This is a genomic window from Pseudomonas sp. GV071, from assembly GCF_003050835.1.
In the GTDB taxonomy this organism is placed as follows: Bacteria; Pseudomonadota; Gammaproteobacteria; order Pseudomonadales; family Pseudomonadaceae; genus Aquipseudomonas.
The window spans coordinates 65696-86017 of the sequence record NZ_QAOJ01000004.1; the positions used below are offsets into that span (position 1 = coordinate 65696).

A 20322-nucleotide genomic window follows, 5' to 3' on the forward strand; every position below is an offset into this window, starting at 1 on the left:
CGGCGAGTCTAGCAGAGGCGTGGGGCAAAACCGCAGGGCGGGTCGACCAGCGACCCGCCAGGTTTTATAGGCTGAGAGTGGCAGGATTTAAAACGATTGGTTGAAGGCCAGGCCGATGAAGTGGATACGGGTTTCGTACTCACCCTTGAAGTTACCGCCGTTACCGGTGCAATGATTGCCGCTGTCGACATACATGCTGCCGCCGCCCGGCGCCCAGCCGGCAGGCGAACAGCCGTCCTTGTAATCCATCTTGCCGCTGGCGAACTGCACGTAGCTGTACGCCAGGTCGATGGAGGTGTCTTGGTCCAGCTTGTAGTTGGCACCGAACGACAGCCAGTAACGGTCGGCATCAGGGAACGCCGGGTGGCGTTGGTCGCTGCCGTTCACCGGCGATTTGTCGTAGGCCACACCGGTGCGCAGCATCAGGTCCTTGTCCCATTGGTAGTTCATACCGAGGGAAATCTTGTAGGTGTCGTTCCAGTCCTGATCGACAGTGGCATCGCCTTCGGTGACGCCGTTGAAGTAGGGGTAGCCATTCACTTCTTTCAATTGGATTGCAATTGAATCCAGGCGCGAGTGGCGAGTCCAGGTCACGTCGCCCATAAAGGCGATCTTGTCGTTGTACTGGTGAAAGCCGTTGATCGAGAACGACTCGGGGGTATCGATGCTGGTCTTGGCATCCGAGTTCGGGTGCAGGTTGCTGGCGGCGAAGTTACCCGGGTTGATCCAGTTGCTGGGGTCCAGCACCTGGGCCAATTGGTCACGCGGCGGTAAACCAAGGCCGCCGAGAATGGTGGTGCCATCCGGCGTCAGGTCAGTGGTTGGACTAGGCACAGCACCATCGACGCCAGCGAAACTCCATTTCGATTCGCCTTCCAGGGTGTGGCTGATTTTCGAGCGATAGGCCACACCAAAGCGGGTGCTCTCAGTCGGCTCCCACATATAGCCGATGTTCCAGCCAAACCCCCAGTCGTCACCCTTGACCCGGAAGTAGCCGTCGCCACTGACGTTGTCTGAGAAGTTCTTTGCCACGCAATCGACGAAACCATCGCCGGTCTGGCCGTTACAGCTGGTGATTTCGTCGGGAACGGTCAGCCCCGGGTACAGCAAGGGAATACCGATTTGCCCGATCGGGTTGGCGGCCAACTCGGTGAGCGCCTGGTTTTTCTCGACGAACTGGCCGGCCAATTGCCGCGACGCACCCTGCACGTCCGCCGCGCCGCGCTGAATCGACTTGATGTACTGCGCCGACAGGCCGAAGCCGATGCTGTGATGTTCATTGAAGCGGTAGGCGATGCTCGGGTTGATGTTCACCGTTTCCAGGTTGGCCGACTGGATGCCGTAACGGCCGGTCCAGTCTTCTTTGTAATCCAGCTTGGCGCCATAGGGCACAAATATGCCCAAGCCGACGGTGATGTTGTCGTTGATCTGGCTGGAGAAGTAGAAGTCCGGCGCCGCGGCCGCATCCGGCAAGTAGGAGCCTGCACCCGAGCCTCCGGTAGGGTTACCAAAGGCATCGGTGCTGCCGGTGTCTTTGAAGCTGCCCTTGGGGATGACGATGGTGATGCCGTTGGTGACCTGCGTACCCGGTAATCGCGCCAGGCCGGCGGGGTTGTAGAAAATGGTCGAGGGGTCGACCGCCTCCGCTCCGTTGGCATGGGCAGTACCCTGGGCGGCCACCGACTGCGAACCAAAGTGATACCCGGAAGCCGTGGCTCCGGAGGTCCAGACCAACATCACGCTTGCGCCGAACACTGCGGTCTGCAAGCAAGATGGGCGAGTTCTTATCATTATTCTCGACTCCTACACGCACGATATAAGCCGCTGCACATACCCGATCAGGTCAATCGGGACCTCTGAAACAGCGGTGGTAAAACCGACTCTTGAACGAAACGGTATGCGACCTGTGACCGGCCCCTCCTGTGCGACGATCCCCAATCCTTCGTACTGCTTCCGGTCTTATCCGGCCTTGAGGCGGGTAACACCCGCGCGCCAAACCACATGGCCGGATAACACCTGGTAAAACCTGGGCTTCCCCCAAAGCCCATGGTTAAAGGGCTCACGCCCCCTTGCCGGGTGTAATAAAACCGTTACCGATTCACACCAATCCGTACAAATTTGTATGACCAAATAATTCAAAAAAGATCGAAGAGTTTTTTCGAACGAAGGAACCTGGCGTTTTTTGCCTGAGGATCTTCGCCAACTGGACGGCGTTTGCCGCAAATGAGAGGGGATGCCCGAGCGAAAATGGCCTGAATCGGCCAGCGAACTTGATCTGCATTCGTCGGTTGGTCAGGATGCAACGCTTGATCGAGCATCGGCCCGACGATAACTGACCGCGTAACGAACCTAGCCTGGGTGCCAGGGTCCAAGTCGCTTTACCGATATGGAGATTTACATGCTGCGCTTCACGGCCCTGGCCTTCTGCTTCGCCCTCCCCGCTGCGCACGCCGCCTCGCTGCAGGATTTCGAACTGAGCAAACTGCTCAACCAAGTGGCCACGCAAAGCAGCGTCGGCACCCCACGCGCAATCAACGAAGACATTCTCGACCAGGGCTACACCGTCGACGGCAACGTACTGATCAACCACCTCAGCGTGCAACCCGCTCACGCCGCTCAGATGCGTGGCAACCCCGACGCCGTGCGCCAGCAACTGGGTGCCAGCGTCTGCAAGAACACTGGCTTTCGCCAACTGCTGGCTCGCGGCGCCGTGTTGCGTTACCAGTTCAGCGAATACAAAACCAACAACTACATCGCCGCCGAGAACTTCAATAAAGCTGACTGCTCGATCAAATAAGCTTTACTGAAAAAGGGTGTGTCGGACACACCCTGCCGATCCAAGGTTCTCGCACAAGGAGTTGTTCCATGCCTTACGAACCGGACGATTATCTGAACCGCCACCTGCAAACCAGCGGCACCGACCTGGCGTCCAAGGTCGATGAACTGCTCGCCCTCGCCGCCCCCGGCGCCAGCCTTAACTCGCCGCTGTACCGCGATATGCTCTCCACCGTGCTGCGCATGGCACAGGCTGACCGCAATCGCTGGGACGCGAAAATCATGCTGCAGACTCTGCGCGAAATGGAGCATGCCTTCAGCGTGCTCGAGCAGTTCAAGCGGCGGCGCAAGGTCACCGTATTTGGCTCTGCCCGCACGCCAATCAACCATCCCCTCTACCAACTGGCCAAAGAGCTCGGCGCGGTATTGGCCCGTAATGAACTGATGGCAATCACCGGCGCTGGTGGCGGCATCATGGCAGCGGCCCACGAAGGCGCCGGCCTGGAACACAGCCTGGGGTTGAACATCGCCCTGCCGTTCGAACAAAGCGCCAATGCCACCCTGCAAGGCAGTAGCAATTTGCTGTCGTTCAAGTTCTTCTTCCTGCGCAAGCTGTTCTTCGTCAAAGAAGCCGACGCCCTGGTGCTCTGCCCAGGCGGCTTCGGCACCCTGGATGAAGCCCTGGAAGTGCTGACACTGATCCAGACCGGCAAAAGCCCATTGGTGCCGGTGGTGCTGCTGGATGAACCCGACGGCAGTTTCTGGCAGGACGCCCTGACGTTTATCCACAAGCAACTGGAAGGCAACGGCTACATCCTGCCCAGCGACCAGAAACTACTGACCCTGACGAGCAGCGCCGACGCCGCGGTCGCAGAAATCACCCGCTTCTACGGCAACTACCACTCCAGCCGTTGGTTGAACGAGCGTTTTGTCGTGCGCCTGCACCACGCTTTGAACGCCGAGGCCATGGCGCAACTACCGGAACTGTTTTCCGACCTGTGTAAAAGCGGCGGTTTCGTCCAGCAACAAGGGCCATTCGACAGCGAAGGCGACGAGCCGGATCTGGCGTCGCTAAGCCGTTTGGCGTTTACCTTTCGGGGAAGGGAATATGGACGGTTGCGTGAGCTGTATGACTTTCTCAATGCGCCGCAGAATTGGGCAACCCCACCTCTCCCGTAGGAGCGCCGCCAGGCCTTCCTACAGGATTGCGGACTCAGTCGTACAACTCACCACGCAACAGCCGGCTGATCATGTCCATTGAGTAACCGCGGTAGGCGAGAAAACGTCCTTGCTTGGCGCGCTCACGGGCATCTTGCGGCTGTTCGCCGAACTTGCGCCGCCATACCTCGGCCATCTGCTCACGCCAGTCGACAGTGCATTCGCGCAGTGCCTGTTCGATATCCGCGCGCGCCAAGCCGCGCTGGCCGAGTTCTTCGCGGATACGTACAGGTCCATACCCGGAGCGGGCACGGTAGGAGACAAAGCTTTCGAGGTAACGGGCTTCGGACAACAGGCCCTCTTCCGTCAGGCGGTCGAGTTCCGGTTCGATCAATTCAGGCGGGGCGCCGCGTTGGCGCAACTTGCGGGTAAGCTCGACACGCCCGTGTTCACGGCGTGCGAGCAAATCCATGGCTGTCCGTCGTACTGCGGCAGGGCTGTCGAGTACAACGGACATGGCAGGGCTTAGGCGTCAGCCAGGTCGTCTTCGGTGTTGTTTACCGCGGCGGCAGCGGCTGCAGCAGCGGCATCTTTACCGGCCATCAGCAACTGATCGCGAATCAGCTTCTCGATGGTTTTTGCCACTTCCGGGTTGTCTTCCAGGTACTTGGCCGAGTTGGCCTTGCCCTGACCGATCTTGTTGCCCTGGTAGCTGTACCAGGCGCCGGACTTTTCCAGCAGACCGAGTTGAACGCCCAGGTCGATGATCTCGCCGTTACGGTAGATGCCCTTGCCGTACAGAATCTGGAATTCAGCCTGACGGAATGGCGGTGCCACCTTGTTTTTCACCACTTTCACGCGGGTTTCGCTACCTACCACTTCGTCGCCTTCTTTCACCGCGCCGGTGCGGCGGATGTCCAGACGTACCGAGGCGTAGAACTTCAGGGCGTTACCACCGGTGGTGGTTTCCGGGCTACCGAACATCACGCCGATCTTCATGCGGATCTGGTTGATGAAGATCACCAGGCAGTTGGCGTTCTTGATGTTACCGGTGATTTTACGCAGCGCTTGCGACATCAGACGGGCTTGCAGGCCGACGTGCATGTCACCCATTTCACCTTCGATTTCCGCTTTCGGCACCAGAGCGGCCACGGAGTCGACGATGATCACGTCGATGGCGTTGGAGCGCACCAGCATGTCGGTGATTTCCAGCGCTTGTTCGCCGGTGTCAGGCTGGGAAACCAGCAGGTCATCGACGTTGACGCCGAGCTTGCCAGCGTAGTCCGGGTCGAGGGCGTGTTCGGCGTCAACGAAGGCGCAGGTTGCGCCCATGCGTTGGGCTTCGGCGATCACCGACAGGGTAAGGGTGGTTTTACCCGACGATTCCGGACCGTAGATTTCCACGATACGGCCGCGCGGCAGGCCGCCGATGCCGAGGGCGATGTCCAGACCCAACGAGCCAGTGGAGATAGAAGGAATGGCTTGGCGCTCATGGTCGCCCATGCGCATGACTGCGCCTTTGCCGAATTGCTTTTCGATTTGACCCAGGGCTGCAGCCAAGGCGCGCTTCTTATTCTCGTCCATTGAATCCTCACGTGATCAAGAGGGCCTAGCGGCCGCTAACAACTGTATAAGTAGCCAGTATTATTCCACAGCGCAAGTCGAGCGCCTACCCCTGATCTGGAATTTCTCCTGCAGCTAGTCGGATCAGCCCGGCCAGTGCGGATTCCACCGTTTGTCGCCGCACGGCTTCGCGATCCCCGGCAAACAGGCGTTTGCGGGTGAATAGCTGCTCGCCGTCCGCCCAGGCCAGCCAGACCGTGCCTACGGGCTTTAGCGCTGTACCTCCGTCCGGGCCGGCAACGCCGCTGACTGCTACGGAAAAGCGCGCCGCACTTTTCGCCTGCGCCCCTCTTGCCATGGCCTCCACCACCTCACAACTGACCGCGCCCACTGAGGTAAACAAGGTCGGCGGCACATCGAGCTGGCGGGTTTTCTGCGCATTCGAATAGGTGACATAGCCGGCTTCGAACCAGGCCGAGCTACCGGCAATTCGGGTAATGGCTTCGGCAATGCCGCCGCCGGTGCAGGACTCGGCCGTGCTCACTTGTGCGTCCAGCGCACGCAATGCCTGGCCCAATTGCGTGGCCAGTTGGGTAATCGCGTCCAAGGCGAACTCCGGGCTTAAAGAGGATGAGGGGGATACCGTACACTAGCGCCTTTTGCGCGCAAGGCTTGGGAATGACCGATCTCTCCGCACACACACCGATGATGCAACAATACTGGCGGCTGAAAAATCAGCACCCCGACCAGTTGATGTTCTACCGCATGGGCGACTTCTACGAAATTTTCTACGAAGACGCGAAGAAGGCCGCCAAGCTATTGGACATTACCCTGACCGCGCGCGGCCAGTCCGCCGGCACGGCCATTCCCATGTGCGGCATCCCTTATCACGCTGCCGAAGGTTACCTGGCCAAGCTGGTGAAGCTCGGTGAGTCGGTGGTGATCTGCGAACAGATCGGCGACCCGGCCACCAGCAAAGGCCCAGTGGAACGCCAAGTGGTGCGCATCATCACCCCGGGTACGGTGAGCGATGAAGCGCTGCTCGATGAGCGCCGCGACAATTTGTTGGCCGCCGTGCTCGGTGACGAGCGCCTGTTCGGTCTGGCCGTGCTGGACATCACCAGCGGCCGCTTCAGCGTGCTGGAGATTGCCGGATGGGAAAACCTGCTGGCCGAGCTGGAACGGTTGAACCCGGTTGAGTTGCTGATTCCCGATGACTGGCCGCAAGGCCTGCCGGCGGAAAAACGCCGTGGCTCACGCCGCCGCGCGCCATGGGATTTCGAGCGCGATTCAGCGCACAAGAGCCTCTGCCAACAGTTTTCCACCCAGGACCTCAAAGGCTTTGGTTGCGAAAACCTGACCCTGGCTATCGGCGCCGCCGGTTGTCTGCTCGGCTACGCCAAGGAAACCCAGCGCACCGCCCTGCCGCACTTGCGTAGCCTGCGCCACGAGCGCATCGACGACACAGTGATCCTCGATGGCGCCAGCCGCCGCAACCTGGAACTGGATACCAACCTCGCCGGTGGTCGCGACAACACCCTGCAATCGGTGGTCGATCGTTGCCAGACTGCCATGGGCAGCCGCCTGCTGACCCGCTGGCTGAACCGCCCGCTGCGCCAGCGCGCAGTGCTCGACGCCCGTCAGGAGTCGATCGCCTGCCTGCTGGAACGCTACCGCTTCGAGAACCTGCAGCCGCAGCTGAAAGAAATCGGCGACCTGGAACGCATCCTCGCCCGTATCGGCCTGCGCAACGCCCGTCCCCGCGACCTGGCGCGCCTGCGCGATGCCTTGGCGGCGCTGCCGGATCTGCAGATGGCCATGGCCAATCTGGAAAGCCCGCATGTGCAGACGCTGGCGGGTACCGTCAGCACCTACCCGGAACTGGCCGAGCTGCTGGCGCGCGCGATTATCGACAACCCGCCTGCGGTGATCCGTGACGGCGGCGTGCTGAAAACCGGTTACGACGCCGAACTGGATGAGCTGCAATCGCTCAGCGAAAACGCCGGGCAATATCTGATGGATCTGGAAACGCGCGAGAAAGCGCGCACGGGCCTGGCCAACCTCAAGGTCGGCTACAACCGCATCCATGGTTATTTCATTGAGTTGCCGAGCAAGCAGGCGGAGTCGGCGCCGGCCGATTACATCCGCCGACAAACGCTCAAAGGCGCCGAGCGCTTCATCACGCCCGAGCTGAAAGAGTTCGAAGACAAAGCCCTATCGGCGAAAAGTCGCGCCCTGGCACGGGAGAAGATGCTCTATGACGAGCTGCTCGAACGCCTGATCGGCCACCTCGGCCCGCTGCAAGACAGCGCTGCCGCCCTGGCCGAGCTGGACGTGCTGAGCAACCTCGCCGAGCGCGCCCTGACCCTCGACCTCAACCGCCCCCGCTTCGTCGACGAGCCGTGCATGCGCATCAGCCAGGGCCGCCACCCCGTGGTGGAACAGGTGCTGACCACGCCGTTCGTGGCCAACGACCTGAGCCTGGATGACGGCACGCGCATGCTGATCATCACCGGCCCAAACATGGGCGGTAAGTCCACCTACATGCGCCAGACGGCGTTGATCGTGTTGCTCGCGCACATCGGCAGCTTCGTGCCGGCGGCCAGCTGCGAGCTGTCGCTGGTGGATCGTATCTTCACCCGTATCGGCTCCAGCGATGACCTGGCCGGCGGGCGCTCGACCTTTATGGTGGAGATGAGCGAAACCGCCAATATCCTGCACAACGCCACCGACCGCAGCCTGGTGCTGATGGATGAAGTGGGCCGCGGCACCAGCACCTTTGACGGCTTGTCGCTGGCCTGGGCGGCGGCTGAACACCTGGCACGCCTGCGCGCCTATACGCTGTTCGCCACCCACTATTTCGAGCTGACCGTGTTGCCGGAAAGCGAGCCGATCGTCGCCAACGTGCACCTCAATGCCACCGAGCACAACGAACGTATCGTGTTTTTACACCACGTTCTGCCAGGCCCGGCGAGCCAGAGTTATGGCTTGGCGGTGGCGCAGTTGGCGGGGGTGCCCGGCGATGTGATCGTGCGCGCCAAGGAGCACTTGGCGCGTCTGGAAACCACCGCGCTGCCACACGAGACGCCACGTAGCGAGCCGGGCAAACCGTCGGTACCGATGCAAAGTGACCTGTTCGCCAGTGCGCCGCACCCGGTGGTTGAGGAATTGGGCCGAATCAATCCCGATGATTTAACCCCGCGCCGTGCGCTCGAACTGTTATATACATTGAAAGCACGCATCTAACGCCTGTGCGCACAAGCTGTTAGAATCCCGCGCGCTTTGGGAAAGCTCCGATCTATTAGCCTGGATCGGCGCTATCGTTTCCCGAGCCGAGGAGCCCAATTACTGAACCGGGTTCCCCAGCCGCCTGAGGAGAGAATTAGAAATGACCTTCGTCGTCACCGACAACTGCATCAAGTGCAAGTACACCGACTGCGTAGAAGTCTGTCCGGTGGACTGCTTCTACGAAGGCCCGAACTTTTTGGTGATCCACCCGGACGAGTGCATTGACTGCGCCCTGTGCGAGCCAGAATGCCCGGCCCAAGCGATCTTCTCCGAAGATGAAGTGCCAGAAGACATGCAAGAGTTCATCGCCCTGAACACGGATCTTGCTGAAGTCTGGCCGAACATCACTGAGCGCAAAGACGCTCTGCCGGATGCGGAAGAGTGGGATGGCAAGAAGAACAAGCTGGAACTTCTGGAGCGTTAAGCACCAGCGTTGCAGCAGCGAGAGAAGGCGTCCAACGAGGCGCCTGCCGCTACAAGACATAAAAACCGTGATAAAGACAAAAGGCCCGCAAGCGGGCCTTTTGTTTGTGCCTACCTTTCGGCAGGCAAAAAAAAGGGGCGGTTTGACCCGCCCACTCTTTCGTCCCTATTCCCTCTATTTCCCACTCATCGTCCTGATGAATCGTGTCCTTCGATGTTCCTGGCCATCATCCGTGGCAGCCCGTGCTAATCCGTAAGCACAGGGGTGATATTAGCGATATCCAGGGGCGGTTCAACTCGCGAAATCGACTAAAAGATAGCCAACCCCAGCTATCGAAATTATACAATTCGTTTAATTTCAATAAGTTATAGAAAGCGAAGCGGCGAAACGGGCCTTCCGCCGGCTAATCATTCCTCGCATCACTTACAAGCTTTGTAAGCAATATCTTACACATCCCAATTTAGTAAGAAGCTCCCTACAAAAAAAACCCGGCCTAAGCCGGGTTTCGTCTGTCGCCCAATTACTACGTCATTGGAACAAGGCGTCGCTGGACAGACCATTTTTCTCGAGGATTTCCCGCAGACGTTTCAACGCCTCGACCTGGATCTGCCGCACTCGCTCGCGCGTCAGGCCAATCTCCTGGCCAACCTCTTCCAAAGTGCAGCTTTCATGGCCGCGCAGGCCAAAGCGCCGCACCACCACTTCCCGCTGTTTATCGGTGAGTTCCGACAGCCACTGATCAATGCTCTGCGACAGATCATCATCCTGTAGCAGTTCGCAGGGATCGGTCGGGCGGTCATCGGTCAGGGTGTCGAGAAGGGTTTTGTCAGAGTCTGGCCCCAGGGACACGTCCACCGAAGACACCCGCTCGTTGAGGCCGAGCATGCGCTTGACCTCGCCCACCGGTTTTTCCAGCAGGTTGGCGATTTCCTCGGCCGAGGGTTCGTGGTCGAGTTTCTGCGTCAGTTCCCGCGCAGCGCGAAGGTAGACGTTCAGCTCCTTGACCACATGAATGGGTAAACGAATGGTGCGCGTCTGGTTCATGATCGCGCGTTCAATGGTTTGCCGGATCCACCAAGTGGCGTAGGTGGAAAAACGGAAACCGCGCTCCGGGTCGAACTTCTCTACCGCCCGGATCAAGCCAAGGTTGCCCTCCTCGATCAGGTCCAGCAGCGATAAACCTCGGTTCACGTAGCGCCTGGCGATCTTCACTACCAGCCGCAGGTTACTCTCGATCATGCGCTTACGGCCCGCAGGGTCGCCCTTCTGCGCCAGCCGCGCAAAATGAACTTCTTCTTCAGGAGTAAGGAGGGGGGAGAAACCGATTTCGTTGAGGTAAAGCTGAGTGGCGTCTAGCGCCCGGGTGTAGTCGATGTACTTGTGTTGCTTGACCGCAGTGGAGTGCTTGGCTTTCGTGCGCTTAGTCGGAACTTCCGACTCATCATTGAGCACGTCTTCCAGAACAATGCCGGGCTCCATAAGCAGCACGTCATCATCCAAGTCAAACTCCGGCGCTTCTTTGTTGAGTGCCATTGTTCTTATCCCTTGCTGAGTTCGACATAAGCTCAGTGGCGCCAATATCCCTGGCAACACCTGAGCCCGTCCGGCCTACGTGGCTGGATCGGGCTGACAACCTATCAACGGGCAGGCAAAAATTGCAGCGGATCCACAGGTTTACCCTGACGGCGAATCTCAAAGTGGAGTTTCACCCGATCGGTTCCTGTGGAACCCATTTCGGCAATCGTCTGCCCAACCTTGACCTGCTGCCCCTCCCGTACCAACAACTTGCGGTTGTGACCGTAAGCGCTTACGTAGGTATCGCTGTGTTTGATGATCACTAATTCGCCGTAGCCCCGTAATCCACTTCCGGCGTACACAACAGAACCATCCGACGCGGCAAGAACAGGCTGTCCCAATTCCCCGGCTATATCAATGCCTTTATTCAAACTACCGTTTGAGGAGAATTTGCCGATCAAAGCACCGCCTGTGGGCCATGCCCAACCTGTAGCGGAACGACTCACAGCCTGCACTGGCGTGGTTGCCGGGGTGGTGGCAACGGGCGGTTGTGCGGGTCTGGCGATGACCGGAACGGTGTTGGTGGGCACCACTACCAAAGGCGGTTTGCTGCCGTTATTGGCGGTGCTCGTCGGGCCTTTCACCACGGTCGGCGGACGGCCGCCATCGAAGCGAATCACCTGGCCAACCTTGATGGTGTAAGGCGCCGGGATATTGTTGTTGGCCGCCAGCGCGCGCCAATCCCAGCCAAAACGAAAGGCAATGGAGTAGAGGGTGTCACTGCGCTGCACGCGGTATTGACCGGTGGTGGTGGCCGGGCGCTGAGGGGTGGCGGCGCTACTGGGAGCGCTGCTACCACCGGTGGTACGGTCCACCACCTTTACGCCGCCGGGCGGGGTGCTGCTGCAACCGGCCAGTAACACACCAAGGACCACGCCACTCACCAGACGCTTGGCGCCTGCGATGCAAATCCACTGCTGAATGGCTGTGAGACTCACCCGCCTCTCCCTATCCGGTGACAAAAAAATTCTACTTACGCCGAAACCAACCCTAAGTTGGGCCGCCTGGCCCGTGCCAACGCGGCTCAGGCCACAGGCCCGTTGAGCAGCGGCACAAAGCGCACGGCATCCAGCACATGGCGGGAGAAGCCGTTCTCTTCACGGACGATCAACATCAACTGCTGCACATCCCCCGCGCCGACCGGAATCACCAGGCGCCCGCCCGGCGCCAGTTGATCCAGCAACGCTTGCGGTACCTCGGCGGCAGCGGCGGTGACGATGATGCCGTTGTAACTGGCCAATGCCGGCCAACCTTCCCAGCCATCGCCCCAACGAAAGACCACGTTGCGCAGATTGAGTGCCTGCAATCGTTCTTTCGCCCGCTCCTGCAGCGCCTGAATGCGCTCCACCGAAAATACCCGCTCTACCACCTGGGCCAGCACGGCGGTCTGATAACCAGAACCGGTGCCGATCTCCAGCACCTTGTCCAAAGGCCCGGCAGCCAGCAGCAATTCGGTCATGCGCCCAACCATATAAGGCTGGGAGATGGTCTGGTTGTGGCCGATGGGCAGTGCAGTGTCTTCATAGGCGCGATGCGCGAAGGCCTCATCGACAAACAGATGACGGGGGGTACGGCGAATCACTTCGAGGACGCTGGCGTTGGACAGCCCTTCCTCGTACAGACGTTGAATCAGCCGTTCACGGGTGCGCTGCGAGGTCATGCCTATGCCGCGGTGTTGCAGATCGTCTTGCCCACGCGCCATCAGAGCAACCCCTCCAACCAAGGCTCTAGACTCGGCAAGCCGGCATGGAAGGTGCGATCCAGTTGCAGCGGGGTAATCGACACGTAGCCCTGCATGACCGCATGAAAATCAGTTCCCGGGCCGCCGTCTTCGGCCTCGCCCACCACTGAAATCCAATAGCCTTCTTTACCACGCGGATTGACAACTTTTACCGGCGCCGCCGCACGCGAGCGGTGGCCCAGACGGGTCAACTGAATGCCGCGAATCTGATCGAGTGGCAGGTTGGGAATATTCACATTGAGCACGGTACGCGGCGGCAGATTCAGGCGTGCATGCGCCTCAACCAGACGGCGAGCGATATGGGCGGCGGTCGGCAGGTTATCAACCTGGCGCGAGGTCAGCGAGAAGGCGAAAGCCGGCGCACCGATAAAGCGCCCCTCGAGCGCGGCGGCGACGGTGCCGGAATACAACACGTCATCACCCAGGTTGGCACCCAGGTTGATACCCGACACCACCATATCCGGCAGCTCGGGCAACAAGCCATTGAGGCCCAGGTGCACGCAGTCGGTGGGGGTACCGTTGACGCTGATGAAACCGTTACCGAGGGTAGTCGGGTGCAGCGGACGATCCAGGGTCAGTGAGCTGCCAGCGCCGCTCTTGTCCGTATCGGGGGCGATAACTACGCAGTCGGCGTAATCCGCCAGCGCGCCGTACAGCGCGGCGAGGCCGGGTGCCGTCACCCCATCGTCGTTTGAAATCAGAATGCGCATGAGTTGTCCGTCTGCCCTACCGGCAACAGCTCGACGATTTCACGCACCACAGCGGTGGCGAAGCATCCAGCCGGCAGGACGAATTCCAGTTGCAGAATGTCAGGCTCGGGATAATGCCACGTCAAACCCCCGATGGGGAGGCGCAGGATACGCCGTTCGTGAGCCATGCCCGCTGCGACCAGCCAGTCGCGCAATGCTGGCTCTTTTTCGCCGACCGATTGCTCAAGTTCATGGGCGCTACCCGCGGCCGGCGACGGCCCTTCGCCCCACAACGGGCCGGTGGGGTGCAGGTCGAGAATCGCCAGGCGCGGATCACTGCACTCGGCTTCGCCAGCAGGGAAAAAGCTGCGGCTGTCGGTGAACGCCAGCAAGTCACCGACTTGCGCGCGCTGCCAACTGCCGTCTGCAACCCGTGCAGCCAACACCTGATTGAACAGGTAGCTGCGCGCCGCCGACAGCAAGCGCGAGCGCACATTGCGCGCATCGGGCAGTTCCTGGCGACTGGCGAAATCCCGCGCCTGCACCACGTTGCCGCCCTGGTAGGCAAACCGCTGGGTACCAAAATAGTTGGGCACGCCGTGGGCTTTGATCTGCTCCAGGCGCGCGTCGAGCGCGGCGGTGTCGCCCTGCACCTGGGTCAGGCGCAGGGTAAAACCGTTGGCCGAGTGTGCGCCGCGTTGCAGCTTGCGTTTGTGCCGGGCGGTTTTGACGATGATCAGGCTATCGCTCTGCGCGGCAGTGAAATCCGGATCAGCCTTGCCCGGCAGGTGCAGGCTGAACCACTGGCGAGTCAGGGCCTGACGGTCCTTGAGGCCGGCATAGCTGATCATCCGCAGCGGCACTCCGGCAGCCTTGGCCAGACGGCGCGCAGCGTCTTCGGTATTCAGGCCGCGTTTTTCCACCCACAGCCACAGGTGCTCGCCTTCGCCGGCCAGGGGAATATCCAGCACTTCATCAACCTGGAAATCTTCGGCGGTGGCTTTCAGTACTGCGCGCCCGGCGGGTTCGCCGAAGGCCAGCGGGCCGAGCAATTCGAATTCGTTCATAACGCCACCACCAACGCGACCGCGTGTACCGCAATGCCTTCCTCACGACCGGTGAAACCGAGCTTTTCTTCGGTGGTGGCTTTGACGTTGACTTGGTCCAACTCGACGTCGAGGTCCGTGGCGATGGCCGCGCGCATAGTCTCGATATGCGGCGCCATCTTCGGCGCCTGGGCGACGATGGTGGCGTCGACGTTGCCGACCTTCCAGCCCTTGGCCTTGACCAGGCTGACCACGTGGCGCAACAGCACGCGGCTGTCGGCGCCCTTGAAGGTGGGGTCGGTGTCGGGGAAGTGTTTACCGATATCGCCAAGCGCCACTGCGCCGAGCAACGCATCGCTCAAGGCATGCAACAGCACGTCGCCGTCGGAATGGGCGAGCAGGCCGAACTTGTGGGGAATCTGTACGCCACCGAGGGTGATGAAGGTGCCGTCGCAAAAGCGGTGAACATCGTAGCCGTGGCCGATACGCATGGAGCTGCTCATGAAAAAATAAGGCCCTGAAAAGTCAGGGCCAGATTCTAACCGCTTTGACGCCAGGGCGCCCTGCTCCAGCGCTCAGCTGCGCAACGCCGCCGCGTGATGACGCAGGTGGTCATCGATAAAACTGGCAATGAAGTAATAGCTGTGGTCATAGCCCGGCTGCATCCGCAGGGTCAGTGGATGACCCGCCGCTTTCGCCGCTGCTTCCAGTGCCTGGGGTTTCAGTTGGCCTTCGAGGAAGTCATCGCGATCGCCTTGGTCGACCAGCAGCGGCAGCTTTTCCGTGGCCTCGGCAATCAGCAAGCTGGCATCCCACTCGCGCCAGCGCGACCGATCGGCGCCCAGGTAGTTGCCCAGTGCCTTCTCGCCCCATGGGCAATTCAGCGGATTGCTGATCGGCGCAAAGGCCGACACCGACTGGTAGCGCCCCGGATTTTTTAACGCACAGATCAACGCGCCGTGGCCGCCCATGGAGTGGCCGCTGATGCCACGTTTGGCTGACACCGGGAAGTTGGCCTCTATCAACGCCGGCAGCTCCTGCACCACGTAGTCGTACATGCGGTAGTGCCGCGCCCAGGGTTCCTGGGTGGCGTTGACGTAGAAGCCGGCGCCCAGGCCGAAGTCGTAGGCGCCATTGGCATCATCCGGCACACCTTCACCGCGCGGACTGGTGTCCGGCGCGACGATGATCAGCCCCAATTCAGCGGCCAGGCGCTGGGCGCCGGCCTTCTGCATAAAGTTCTCGTCGCTGCAGGTCAGGCCGCTGAGCCAGTACAGCACCGGCAGCTTGACGCCCTGCTCGGCTTGCGGTGGCAGGTAGACGGCGAACACCATGTCGCAGTTGAGCGAGCTGGAGCGGTGGCGGTAACGCTTGTGCCAACCGCCGAAGGCTTTGTTGCTGGAAACGATTTCAAGGGTCATGGGCAGGCCCGCCGTAATCAGTAGTGGATGACGGTGCGGATGCTCTTGCCTTCATGCATCAGGTCGAACGCCTCGTTGATCTGCTCCAGGCCCATGGTGTGGGTGATGAAGGTGTCCAAAGGAATTTCGCCCTTCTGCGCTTTTTCCACATAGCTCGGCAGCTCGGTGCGGCCTTTGACGCCGCCGAAAGCCGAACCACGCCAGACGCGACCTGTCACCAGTTGGAACGGGCGGGTGCTGATTTCCTGACCGGCACCGGCCACACCGATGATCACCGACTCGCCCCAACCTTTATGGGCGCATTCCAGGGCGGCGCGCATCAGCTGCACATTGCCGACGCACTCGAAGCTGTAGTCGACGCCGCCGTCGGTGAGCTCGATGATCACGTCCTGAATCGGCTTGTCGTAGTCCTTGGGGTTAACGAAGTCGGTGGCACCCAGTTCACGGGCCACGTCGAACTTGGCCGGGTTGATGTCGATGGCGATGATGCGCGAGGCCTTGGCCATCTTGGCGCCAATGATCGCTGCCAGACCAATACCACCCAGGCCGAAGATCGCCACGGTGGCGCCCTCTTCCACCTTTGCAGTGTTGAGCACGGCGCCGATGCCGGTGGTGACGCCGCAACCCAGCAGGCAGACTTTTTCCAGCGGCGCTTCTTTCGGAATCACCGCCAGAGAAACTTCCGGCAGCACGGTGTATTCGGAGAAGGTCGAGCAGCCCATGTAGTGATAAATCGGCTGACCTTGGTAAGAGAAACGGCTGGTGCCGTCGGGCATCAGGCCTTTGCCCTGGGTCGCGCGCACCGAGCTGCACAGGTTGGTTTTGCCGGATTTGCAAAATTTGCACTCGCGGCATTCGGCGGTGTACAGCGGAATGACGTGGTCGCCAATCTTCACCGAGGTCACGCCCTCGCCCACGGCTTCGACGATGCCGCCGCCTTCATGGCCGAGAATCGAGGGGAACACGCCTTCCGAATCAGCGCCGGACAAGGTGTAGGCGTCAGTGTGGCAGACGCCGGTGGCGACGATGCGCACCAGCACTTCGCCAGCTTTCGGCGCTTCAACATCGACTTCTACGATTTTCAGCGGCTCGTTCGGGGCAAAGGCTACGGCAGCACGGGACTTGATCATGGTCGCTCTCCAGCGGGTTAAAACAGTGGCACAGAGTGTAGTCCAAGGTGCTTTATGGAAATAATCTGGCAAATGGCAAAACATTATTGCTATTGAGGGATAATCGCCGCCTAGCTGGAGGAGCACACATGAACAGTTGGGATGGCCTGGATGAATTTGTCGCGGTGGCCGAGTGCGGCCAGTTCACGGCGGCAGCGCAGCGCCTGGGATTGTCGTCGTCACAGGTCAGCCGGCAAATCGCCCGCCTGGAAGAGAACCTACAAACGCGGCTGTTCTACCGCAGCACCCGGCGCGTGGCGCTGACCGAGGCCGGGCAGACCTTTCTGCAACATTGCCAACGTCTGCAGGATGCCCGTGAAGAAGCACTGCTGGCAGTCGGCGATCTGGGCAGCGAACCCAAGGGGTTGCTGCGCATGACCTGCGCGGTGGCCTATGGCGAACGGTTTATCGTGCCGTTGGTGACCCAATTCATGAGCCGCCACCCGCTGTTGAAAGTGGATATCGAACTGAGCAACCGAACCCTGGACCTGGTGCAGGACGGCATCGATCTGGCGATTCGTCTGGGGCGCTTGCAGGATTCACGACTGGTGGCCACGCGTCTGGCACCGAGGCGGATGTACGTGTGTGCGGCACCCAGCTATATGCAGCGTTACGGGCAGCCCCACAGCCTGTCGGAACTGAGCCAGCACAACTGCCTTATCGGCAGCAGCGACAGCTGGAGCTTTCAGCAGGACAGCCGTGAGTTGTCGCAGCGGGTGCACGGCAACTGGCGCTGTAATAGCGGGCAGGCGGTGCTGGATGCGGCGCTGCAAGGGTTGGGGTTGTGTCAGTTGCCGGACTATTACGTGCAAGAGCATTTGCACACTGGCGCGTTGGTGTCGTTACTGGAAAAACATCAGGCGCCGAATACGGCGGTGTGGGCGCTGTATCCACAGCAGCGGCATCTGTCGCCGAAGGTGCGGCAGTTGGTCGATCACTTGAAGGCGGGGTTGGCGCATTTGGGCTGAACGAACACTGCACTCGTAGGAGCGGCTTCCGCCGCGATGCGATTGAGATCAAAAACATCGCGGCTGAAGCCGCTCCTACAGAGAGCTCGAATCAGCTTTTGTGCGCCCACCGCAGGCGCAGCCATTCGAGGTCTTCCGGCCGGGTAACCTTCAGATTATCCGCCCGTCCCTCAATCAACCGTGGCGCCTGCCCAGCCCATTCGATGGCCGAGGCTTCGTCGGTAATCTGCACACCGGAAACCAACGCATCCGCCAACACCCGGTGCAAGGTGCCAAGGCGAAACATCTGCGGCGTATAGGCTTGCCAAATCACTGAGCGGTCGACAGTTTCCTGCACGCGGCCATCGGCGCCGGCGCGTTTCAGGGTGTCGCGTGCCGGCACTGCCAGCAGCCCGCCGACCGCATCATTGGCCAATTCGGCCAGCAACAGATCGAGGTCGTAACGCGACAGATTGGGCCGCGCCGCATCGTGCACCAGCACCCAATCGTCTTCAGCCGCGCCGAGTTCAGCCAGACGGATCAGACCATTGAGCACCGAGTCGGCACGTTCGCAGCCGCCGTCAGCACGCTCGATGCGTTGGTTGCTGGCATAAGCCAGCGTCGGCCAGTAGGCGTCATCGACAGACAGGCAGACCACCAGCCCACGCAATTGCGGGTGGTCGAGAAAGCAGTCGAGGGTATGTTCGAGAATGGTTTTGCCGGCCAGTTGCAGGTACTGCTTGGGCCGGTCGGCGAGCATTCGGGCGCCGACGCCTGCGGCTGGGATCAAAGCCCAGAAGGCAGGCAAAACGGGAGTCGTCATTCGTTCAACTGATAGAGGGTTTCGCCGTCTTTGACCATGCCCAGTTCATGACGGGCACGCTCTTCGACAGTTTCCATACCCTTCTTCAGCTCACTGACTTCCGCTTCAAGGATACGGTTACGTTCCAGCAGGTTTTCGTTTTCACCCTTCTGCTCGGCAATCTGCCGCTGCAAGTCGGTGACCTGCGCAAAGCTACCTTCGCCCACCCAAAGGCGGTACTGCAGGCCGGCCAGCACTAAGATCAGAACGACGAATAACCAGTAAGGGCTACGCAAAATCGGTTTTTCTCATATGAAAAGGGCACCTTCCGGTGCCCTTTTTACCACCGGCAGCTTAGCCGCGGAACTCGGCGCGACCACGGTACGGTGCTTTGGCACCCAACTGCTCTTCGATACGCAGCAGTTGGTTGTACTTCGAAACGCGGTCGGAACGGCACAGCGACCCGGTTTTGATCTGACCGGCGGCAGTGCCCACAGCCAGGTCGGCGATGGTGCTGTCTTCGGTTTCGCCCGAGCGGTGCGAGATCACGGCAGTGTAACCAGCAGCCTTGGCCATCTGGATGGCTTCCAGGGTTTCGGTCAGGGTGCCGATCTGGTTGAACTTGATCAGAATCGAGTTGGCGATCGACTTGTCGATGCCTTCCTTGAGAATTTTTGTATTGGTAACAAACAAGTCGTCACCGACCAGTTGCACCTTGGCGCCGATCTTGTCGGTCAGCACTTTCCAGCCGTCCCAGTCCGACTCGTCCATGCCGTCTTCGATGGAGATGATCGGGTAACGCTCGGTCAGGCCAGCCAGGTAGTCAGCGAAACCGGCAGCGTCGAACACTTTGCCTTCGCCGGCGAGGTCGTACTTGCCGCCTTCGAAGAATTCGCTGGAAGCGCAGTCCAGAGCCAGGGTCACGTCGGTGCCCAGTTTGTAGCCAGCATTGGCCACGGCTTCGGCGATGGCGGCCAGAGCGTCTTCGTTGGACGCCAGGTTCGGCGCGAAACCACCTTCGTCACCCACCGAGGTGCTCAGGCCGCGAGCTTTCAGCACGGCTTTGAGGTGGTGGAAAATTTCGGTGCCCATGCGCAGGCCGTCGGCGAAAGTCTTGGCGCCTACTGGCTGAACCATGAACTCTTGGATGTCGACGTTGTTATCGGCGTGCTCGCCGCCGTTGATGATGTTCATCATCGGTACCGGCATGGAATACACGCCCGGTGTGCCGTTGAGGTTGGCGATGTGCGCGTACAGCGGCAGATCCTGATCCTGGGCAGCGGCTTTGGCAGCGGCCAGGGACACAGCGAGGATGGCGTTTGCACCCAGGCTGCCTTTGTTCTCGGTGGCGTCGAGGGCGATCATCGCCAGGTCGAGGGCTTTCTGGTCTACCGGGTCTTTGCCCAGCAGCAGGGAACGGATCGGGCCATTGATGTTGGCGACTGCTTTCAGAACGCCTTTACCCAGGTAACGGCTCTTGTCGCCATCACGCAGTTCCAGCGCTTCGCGCGAACCGGTGGAGGCACCCGACGGCGCGCAGGCGCTGCCAACGATACCGTTGTCGAGAATGACGTCTGCTTCGACGGTCGGATTGCCGCGGGAGTCGAGAACTTCACGACCTTTGATGTCGACGATCTTTGCCATTGTTGTTAACACTCCAAAATATGACGAAAACGGCGCTGCAGAGAGGTTGATGCAGGCAGCTTGAAATCAAACCAGCCCGC

General features: G+C 60.4%; 20 protein-coding genes. 5 read left to right on the forward strand and 15 right to left on the reverse strand.

Annotation, left to right across the window (positions count from 1 at the left end; all coding sequences use genetic code 11):
- Positions 1-87 precede the first annotated feature (87 nt).
- Positions 88-1791, reverse strand: coding sequence for an OmpP1/FadL family transporter (locus tag C8K61_RS09000; protein ID WP_256589393.1), 1704 nt, complete (start codon positions 1789-1791; stop codon positions 88-90).
- A 607-nt stretch (positions 1792-2398) separates the two neighbouring features.
- Between C8K61_RS09000 and C8K61_RS09005 the strand changes: the two genes are divergently transcribed.
- Both C8K61_RS09005 and C8K61_RS09010 read left to right on the forward strand, forming a co-directional pair.
- Positions 2399-2797 (forward strand): quorum-sensing-regulated virulence factor family protein, encoded by a 399-nt coding sequence (locus C8K61_RS09005; RefSeq protein WP_108095907.1) that lies wholly within the window; start codon positions 2399-2401, stop codon positions 2795-2797.
- 68 nt (positions 2798-2865) lie between these two features.
- The gene (locus C8K61_RS09010; RefSeq protein WP_108095908.1) at positions 2866-3954 is read left to right on the forward strand and encodes an LOG family protein; all 1089 of its coding nucleotides are present in this window, start codon (positions 2866-2868) and stop codon (positions 3952-3954) included.
- 34 nt (positions 3955-3988) lie between these two features.
- Here the strand turns inward: C8K61_RS09010 and recX are convergent, their stop codons facing one another.
- The 3 genes from recX to C8K61_RS09025 all read right to left on the reverse strand — a co-directional run bounded on the left by recX (position 3989) and on the right by C8K61_RS09025 (position 6103).
- Complete coding sequence (recX, locus tag C8K61_RS09015; RefSeq protein WP_108095909.1) at positions 3989-4450, reverse strand: recombination regulator RecX; 462 nt, start codon at positions 4448-4450, stop codon at positions 3989-3991.
- 8 nt (positions 4451-4458) lie between these two features.
- Positions 4459-5517, reverse strand: a complete 1059-nt coding sequence (recA, locus tag C8K61_RS09020; protein ID WP_108095910.1) for a recombinase RecA — start codon at positions 5515-5517, stop codon at positions 4459-4461.
- Between the two features lie 85 nt (positions 5518-5602).
- Positions 5603-6103, reverse strand: coding sequence for a CinA family protein (locus C8K61_RS09025; protein WP_108095911.1), 501 nt, complete (start codon positions 6101-6103; stop codon positions 5603-5605).
- Between the two features lie 71 nt (positions 6104-6174).
- On the opposite strand from C8K61_RS09025, the gene mutS reads away from it, so the two are divergent.
- Together mutS and fdxA are read left to right on the forward strand one after the other, a co-directional pair.
- The gene (gene mutS, locus C8K61_RS09030; RefSeq protein WP_108095912.1) at positions 6175-8742 is read left to right on the forward strand and encodes a DNA mismatch repair protein MutS; all 2568 of its coding nucleotides are present in this window, start codon (positions 6175-6177) and stop codon (positions 8740-8742) included.
- A 142-nt stretch (positions 8743-8884) separates the two neighbouring features.
- Positions 8885-9208 carry a ferredoxin FdxA gene (fdxA, locus tag C8K61_RS09035; protein ID WP_108095913.1) on the forward strand — a complete coding sequence of 108 codons (324 nt, stop codon included), beginning with the start codon at positions 8885-8887 and terminating at the stop codon, positions 9206-9208.
- 528 nt (positions 9209-9736) lie between these two features.
- On the opposite strand, the gene rpoS is transcribed toward fdxA, so the two are convergent.
- The 8 genes from rpoS to C8K61_RS09075 form a co-directional block, all read right to left on the reverse strand.
- Entirely contained in the window at positions 9737-10741 is a 1005-nt protein-coding gene (rpoS, locus tag C8K61_RS09040; protein ID WP_108095914.1) for an RNA polymerase sigma factor RpoS, read from the reverse strand.
- Between the two features lie 104 nt (positions 10742-10845).
- Entirely contained in the window at positions 10846-11721 is an 876-nt protein-coding gene (locus C8K61_RS09045; protein ID WP_108095915.1) for a peptidoglycan DD-metalloendopeptidase family protein, read from the reverse strand.
- A gap of 86 nt (positions 11722-11807) precedes the next feature.
- Positions 11808-12443 carry a protein-L-isoaspartate(D-aspartate) O-methyltransferase gene (locus C8K61_RS09050; RefSeq protein WP_178086443.1) on the reverse strand — a complete coding sequence of 212 codons (636 nt, stop codon included), beginning with the start codon at positions 12441-12443 and terminating at the stop codon, positions 11808-11810.
- A gap of 41 nt (positions 12444-12484) precedes the next feature.
- The gene (gene surE, locus C8K61_RS09055) at positions 12485-13234 is read right to left on the reverse strand and encodes a 5'/3'-nucleotidase SurE (RefSeq protein ID WP_108095917.1); all 750 of its coding nucleotides are present in this window, start codon (positions 13232-13234) and stop codon (positions 12485-12487) included.
- Positions 13222-14280 carry a tRNA pseudouridine(13) synthase TruD gene (gene truD, locus C8K61_RS09060; RefSeq protein WP_108095918.1) on the reverse strand — a complete coding sequence of 353 codons (1059 nt, stop codon included), beginning with the start codon at positions 14278-14280 and terminating at the stop codon, positions 13222-13224. Before truD ends, surE begins: the two co-directional genes overlap by 13 nt.
- The gene (ispF, locus tag C8K61_RS09065) at positions 14277-14750 is read right to left on the reverse strand and encodes a 2-C-methyl-D-erythritol 2,4-cyclodiphosphate synthase (protein ID WP_108095919.1); all 474 of its coding nucleotides are present in this window, start codon (positions 14748-14750) and stop codon (positions 14277-14279) included. Before ispF ends, truD begins: the two co-directional genes overlap by 4 nt.
- An 84-nt stretch (positions 14751-14834) precedes the next feature.
- Positions 14835-15680: an S-formylglutathione hydrolase gene (gene fghA / locus C8K61_RS09070; protein ID WP_108095920.1), complete on the reverse strand. Its 846-nt coding sequence runs from the start codon at positions 15678-15680 to the stop codon at positions 14835-14837.
- A 17-nt stretch (positions 15681-15697) separates the two neighbouring features.
- Positions 15698-16810 (reverse strand): S-(hydroxymethyl)glutathione dehydrogenase/class III alcohol dehydrogenase, encoded by a 1113-nt coding sequence (locus C8K61_RS09075; protein ID WP_108095921.1) that lies wholly within the window; start codon positions 16808-16810, stop codon positions 15698-15700.
- Positions 16811-16938: 128 nt separating this feature from the next.
- On the opposite strand from C8K61_RS09075, the gene C8K61_RS09080 reads away from it, so the two are divergent.
- Positions 16939-17817: a LysR family transcriptional regulator gene (locus C8K61_RS09080; protein WP_108095922.1), complete on the forward strand. Its 879-nt coding sequence runs from the start codon at positions 16939-16941 to the stop codon at positions 17815-17817.
- A 91-nt stretch (positions 17818-17908) separates the two neighbouring features.
- Here C8K61_RS09080 and ispD read toward each other — a convergent pair whose 3' ends face one another.
- From ispD to eno, 3 genes are read right to left on the reverse strand one after another with little or no spacing between them, the layout of a single operon-like run.
- Positions 17909-18619, reverse strand: a complete 711-nt coding sequence (gene ispD, locus C8K61_RS09085) for a 2-C-methyl-D-erythritol 4-phosphate cytidylyltransferase (protein ID WP_108095923.1) — start codon at positions 18617-18619, stop codon at positions 17909-17911.
- Positions 18616-18894, reverse strand: coding sequence for a cell division protein FtsB (gene ftsB / locus C8K61_RS09090; RefSeq protein WP_108095924.1), 279 nt, complete (start codon positions 18892-18894; stop codon positions 18616-18618). The genes ispD and ftsB overlap by 4 nt, the downstream gene beginning before the upstream one ends.
- Positions 18895-18952: 58 nt before the next feature.
- Positions 18953-20242, reverse strand: coding sequence for a phosphopyruvate hydratase (gene eno / locus C8K61_RS09095; RefSeq protein ID WP_108095925.1), 1290 nt, complete (start codon positions 20240-20242; stop codon positions 18953-18955).
- Positions 20243-20322 lie beyond the last annotated feature (80 nt).

Bases quoted from the DNA above. Each gene is read 5' to 3' on its own strand.
- C8K61_RS09050 (WP_178086443.1), bottom strand. From the start codon at position 12,443: ATGACCTCGCAGCGCACCCGTGAACGGCTGATTCAACGTCTGTACGAG.
- rpoS (WP_108095914.1), bottom strand. From the start codon at position 10,741: ATGGCACTCAACAAAGAAGCGCCGGAGTTTGACTTGGATGATGACGTG.
- C8K61_RS09010 (WP_108095908.1), top strand. From the start codon at position 2,866: ATGCCTTACGAACCGGACGATTATCTGAACCGCCACCTGCAAACCAGC.
- ispF (WP_108095919.1), bottom strand. From the start codon at position 14,750: ATGCGTATCGGCCACGGCTACGATGTTCACCGCTTTTGCGACGGCACC.
- C8K61_RS09075 (WP_108095921.1), bottom strand. From the start codon at position 16,810: ATGATCAAGTCCCGTGCTGCCGTAGCCTTTGCCCCGAACGAGCCGCTG.
- recX (WP_108095909.1), bottom strand. From the start codon at position 4,450: ATGTCCGTTGTACTCGACAGCCCTGCCGCAGTACGACGGACAGCCATG.
- C8K61_RS09080 (WP_108095922.1), top strand. From the start codon at position 16,939: ATGAACAGTTGGGATGGCCTGGATGAATTTGTCGCGGTGGCCGAGTGC.
- C8K61_RS09005 (WP_108095907.1), top strand. From the start codon at position 2,399: ATGCTGCGCTTCACGGCCCTGGCCTTCTGCTTCGCCCTCCCCGCTGCG.
- eno (WP_108095925.1), bottom strand. From the start codon at position 20,242: ATGGCAAAGATCGTCGACATCAAAGGTCGTGAAGTTCTCGACTCCCGC.
- C8K61_RS09000 (WP_256589393.1), bottom strand. From the start codon at position 1,791: ATGATAAGAACTCGCCCATCTTGCTTGCAGACCGCAGTGTTCGGCGCA.
- ispD (WP_108095923.1), bottom strand. From the start codon at position 18,619: ATGACGACTCCCGTTTTGCCTGCCTTCTGGGCTTTGATCCCAGCCGCA.
- recA (WP_108095910.1), bottom strand. From the start codon at position 5,517: ATGGACGAGAATAAGAAGCGCGCCTTGGCTGCAGCCCTGGGTCAAATC.
- truD (WP_108095918.1), bottom strand. From the start codon at position 14,280: ATGAACGAATTCGAATTGCTCGGCCCGCTGGCCTTCGGCGAACCCGCC.
- mutS (WP_108095912.1), top strand. From the start codon at position 6,175: ATGACCGATCTCTCCGCACACACACCGATGATGCAACAATACTGGCGG.
- fdxA (WP_108095913.1), top strand. From the start codon at position 8,885: ATGACCTTCGTCGTCACCGACAACTGCATCAAGTGCAAGTACACCGAC.
- fghA (WP_108095920.1), bottom strand. From the start codon at position 15,680: ATGACCCTTGAAATCGTTTCCAGCAACAAAGCCTTCGGCGGTTGGCAC.
- surE (WP_108095917.1), bottom strand. From the start codon at position 13,234: ATGCGCATTCTGATTTCAAACGACGATGGGGTGACGGCACCCGGCCTC.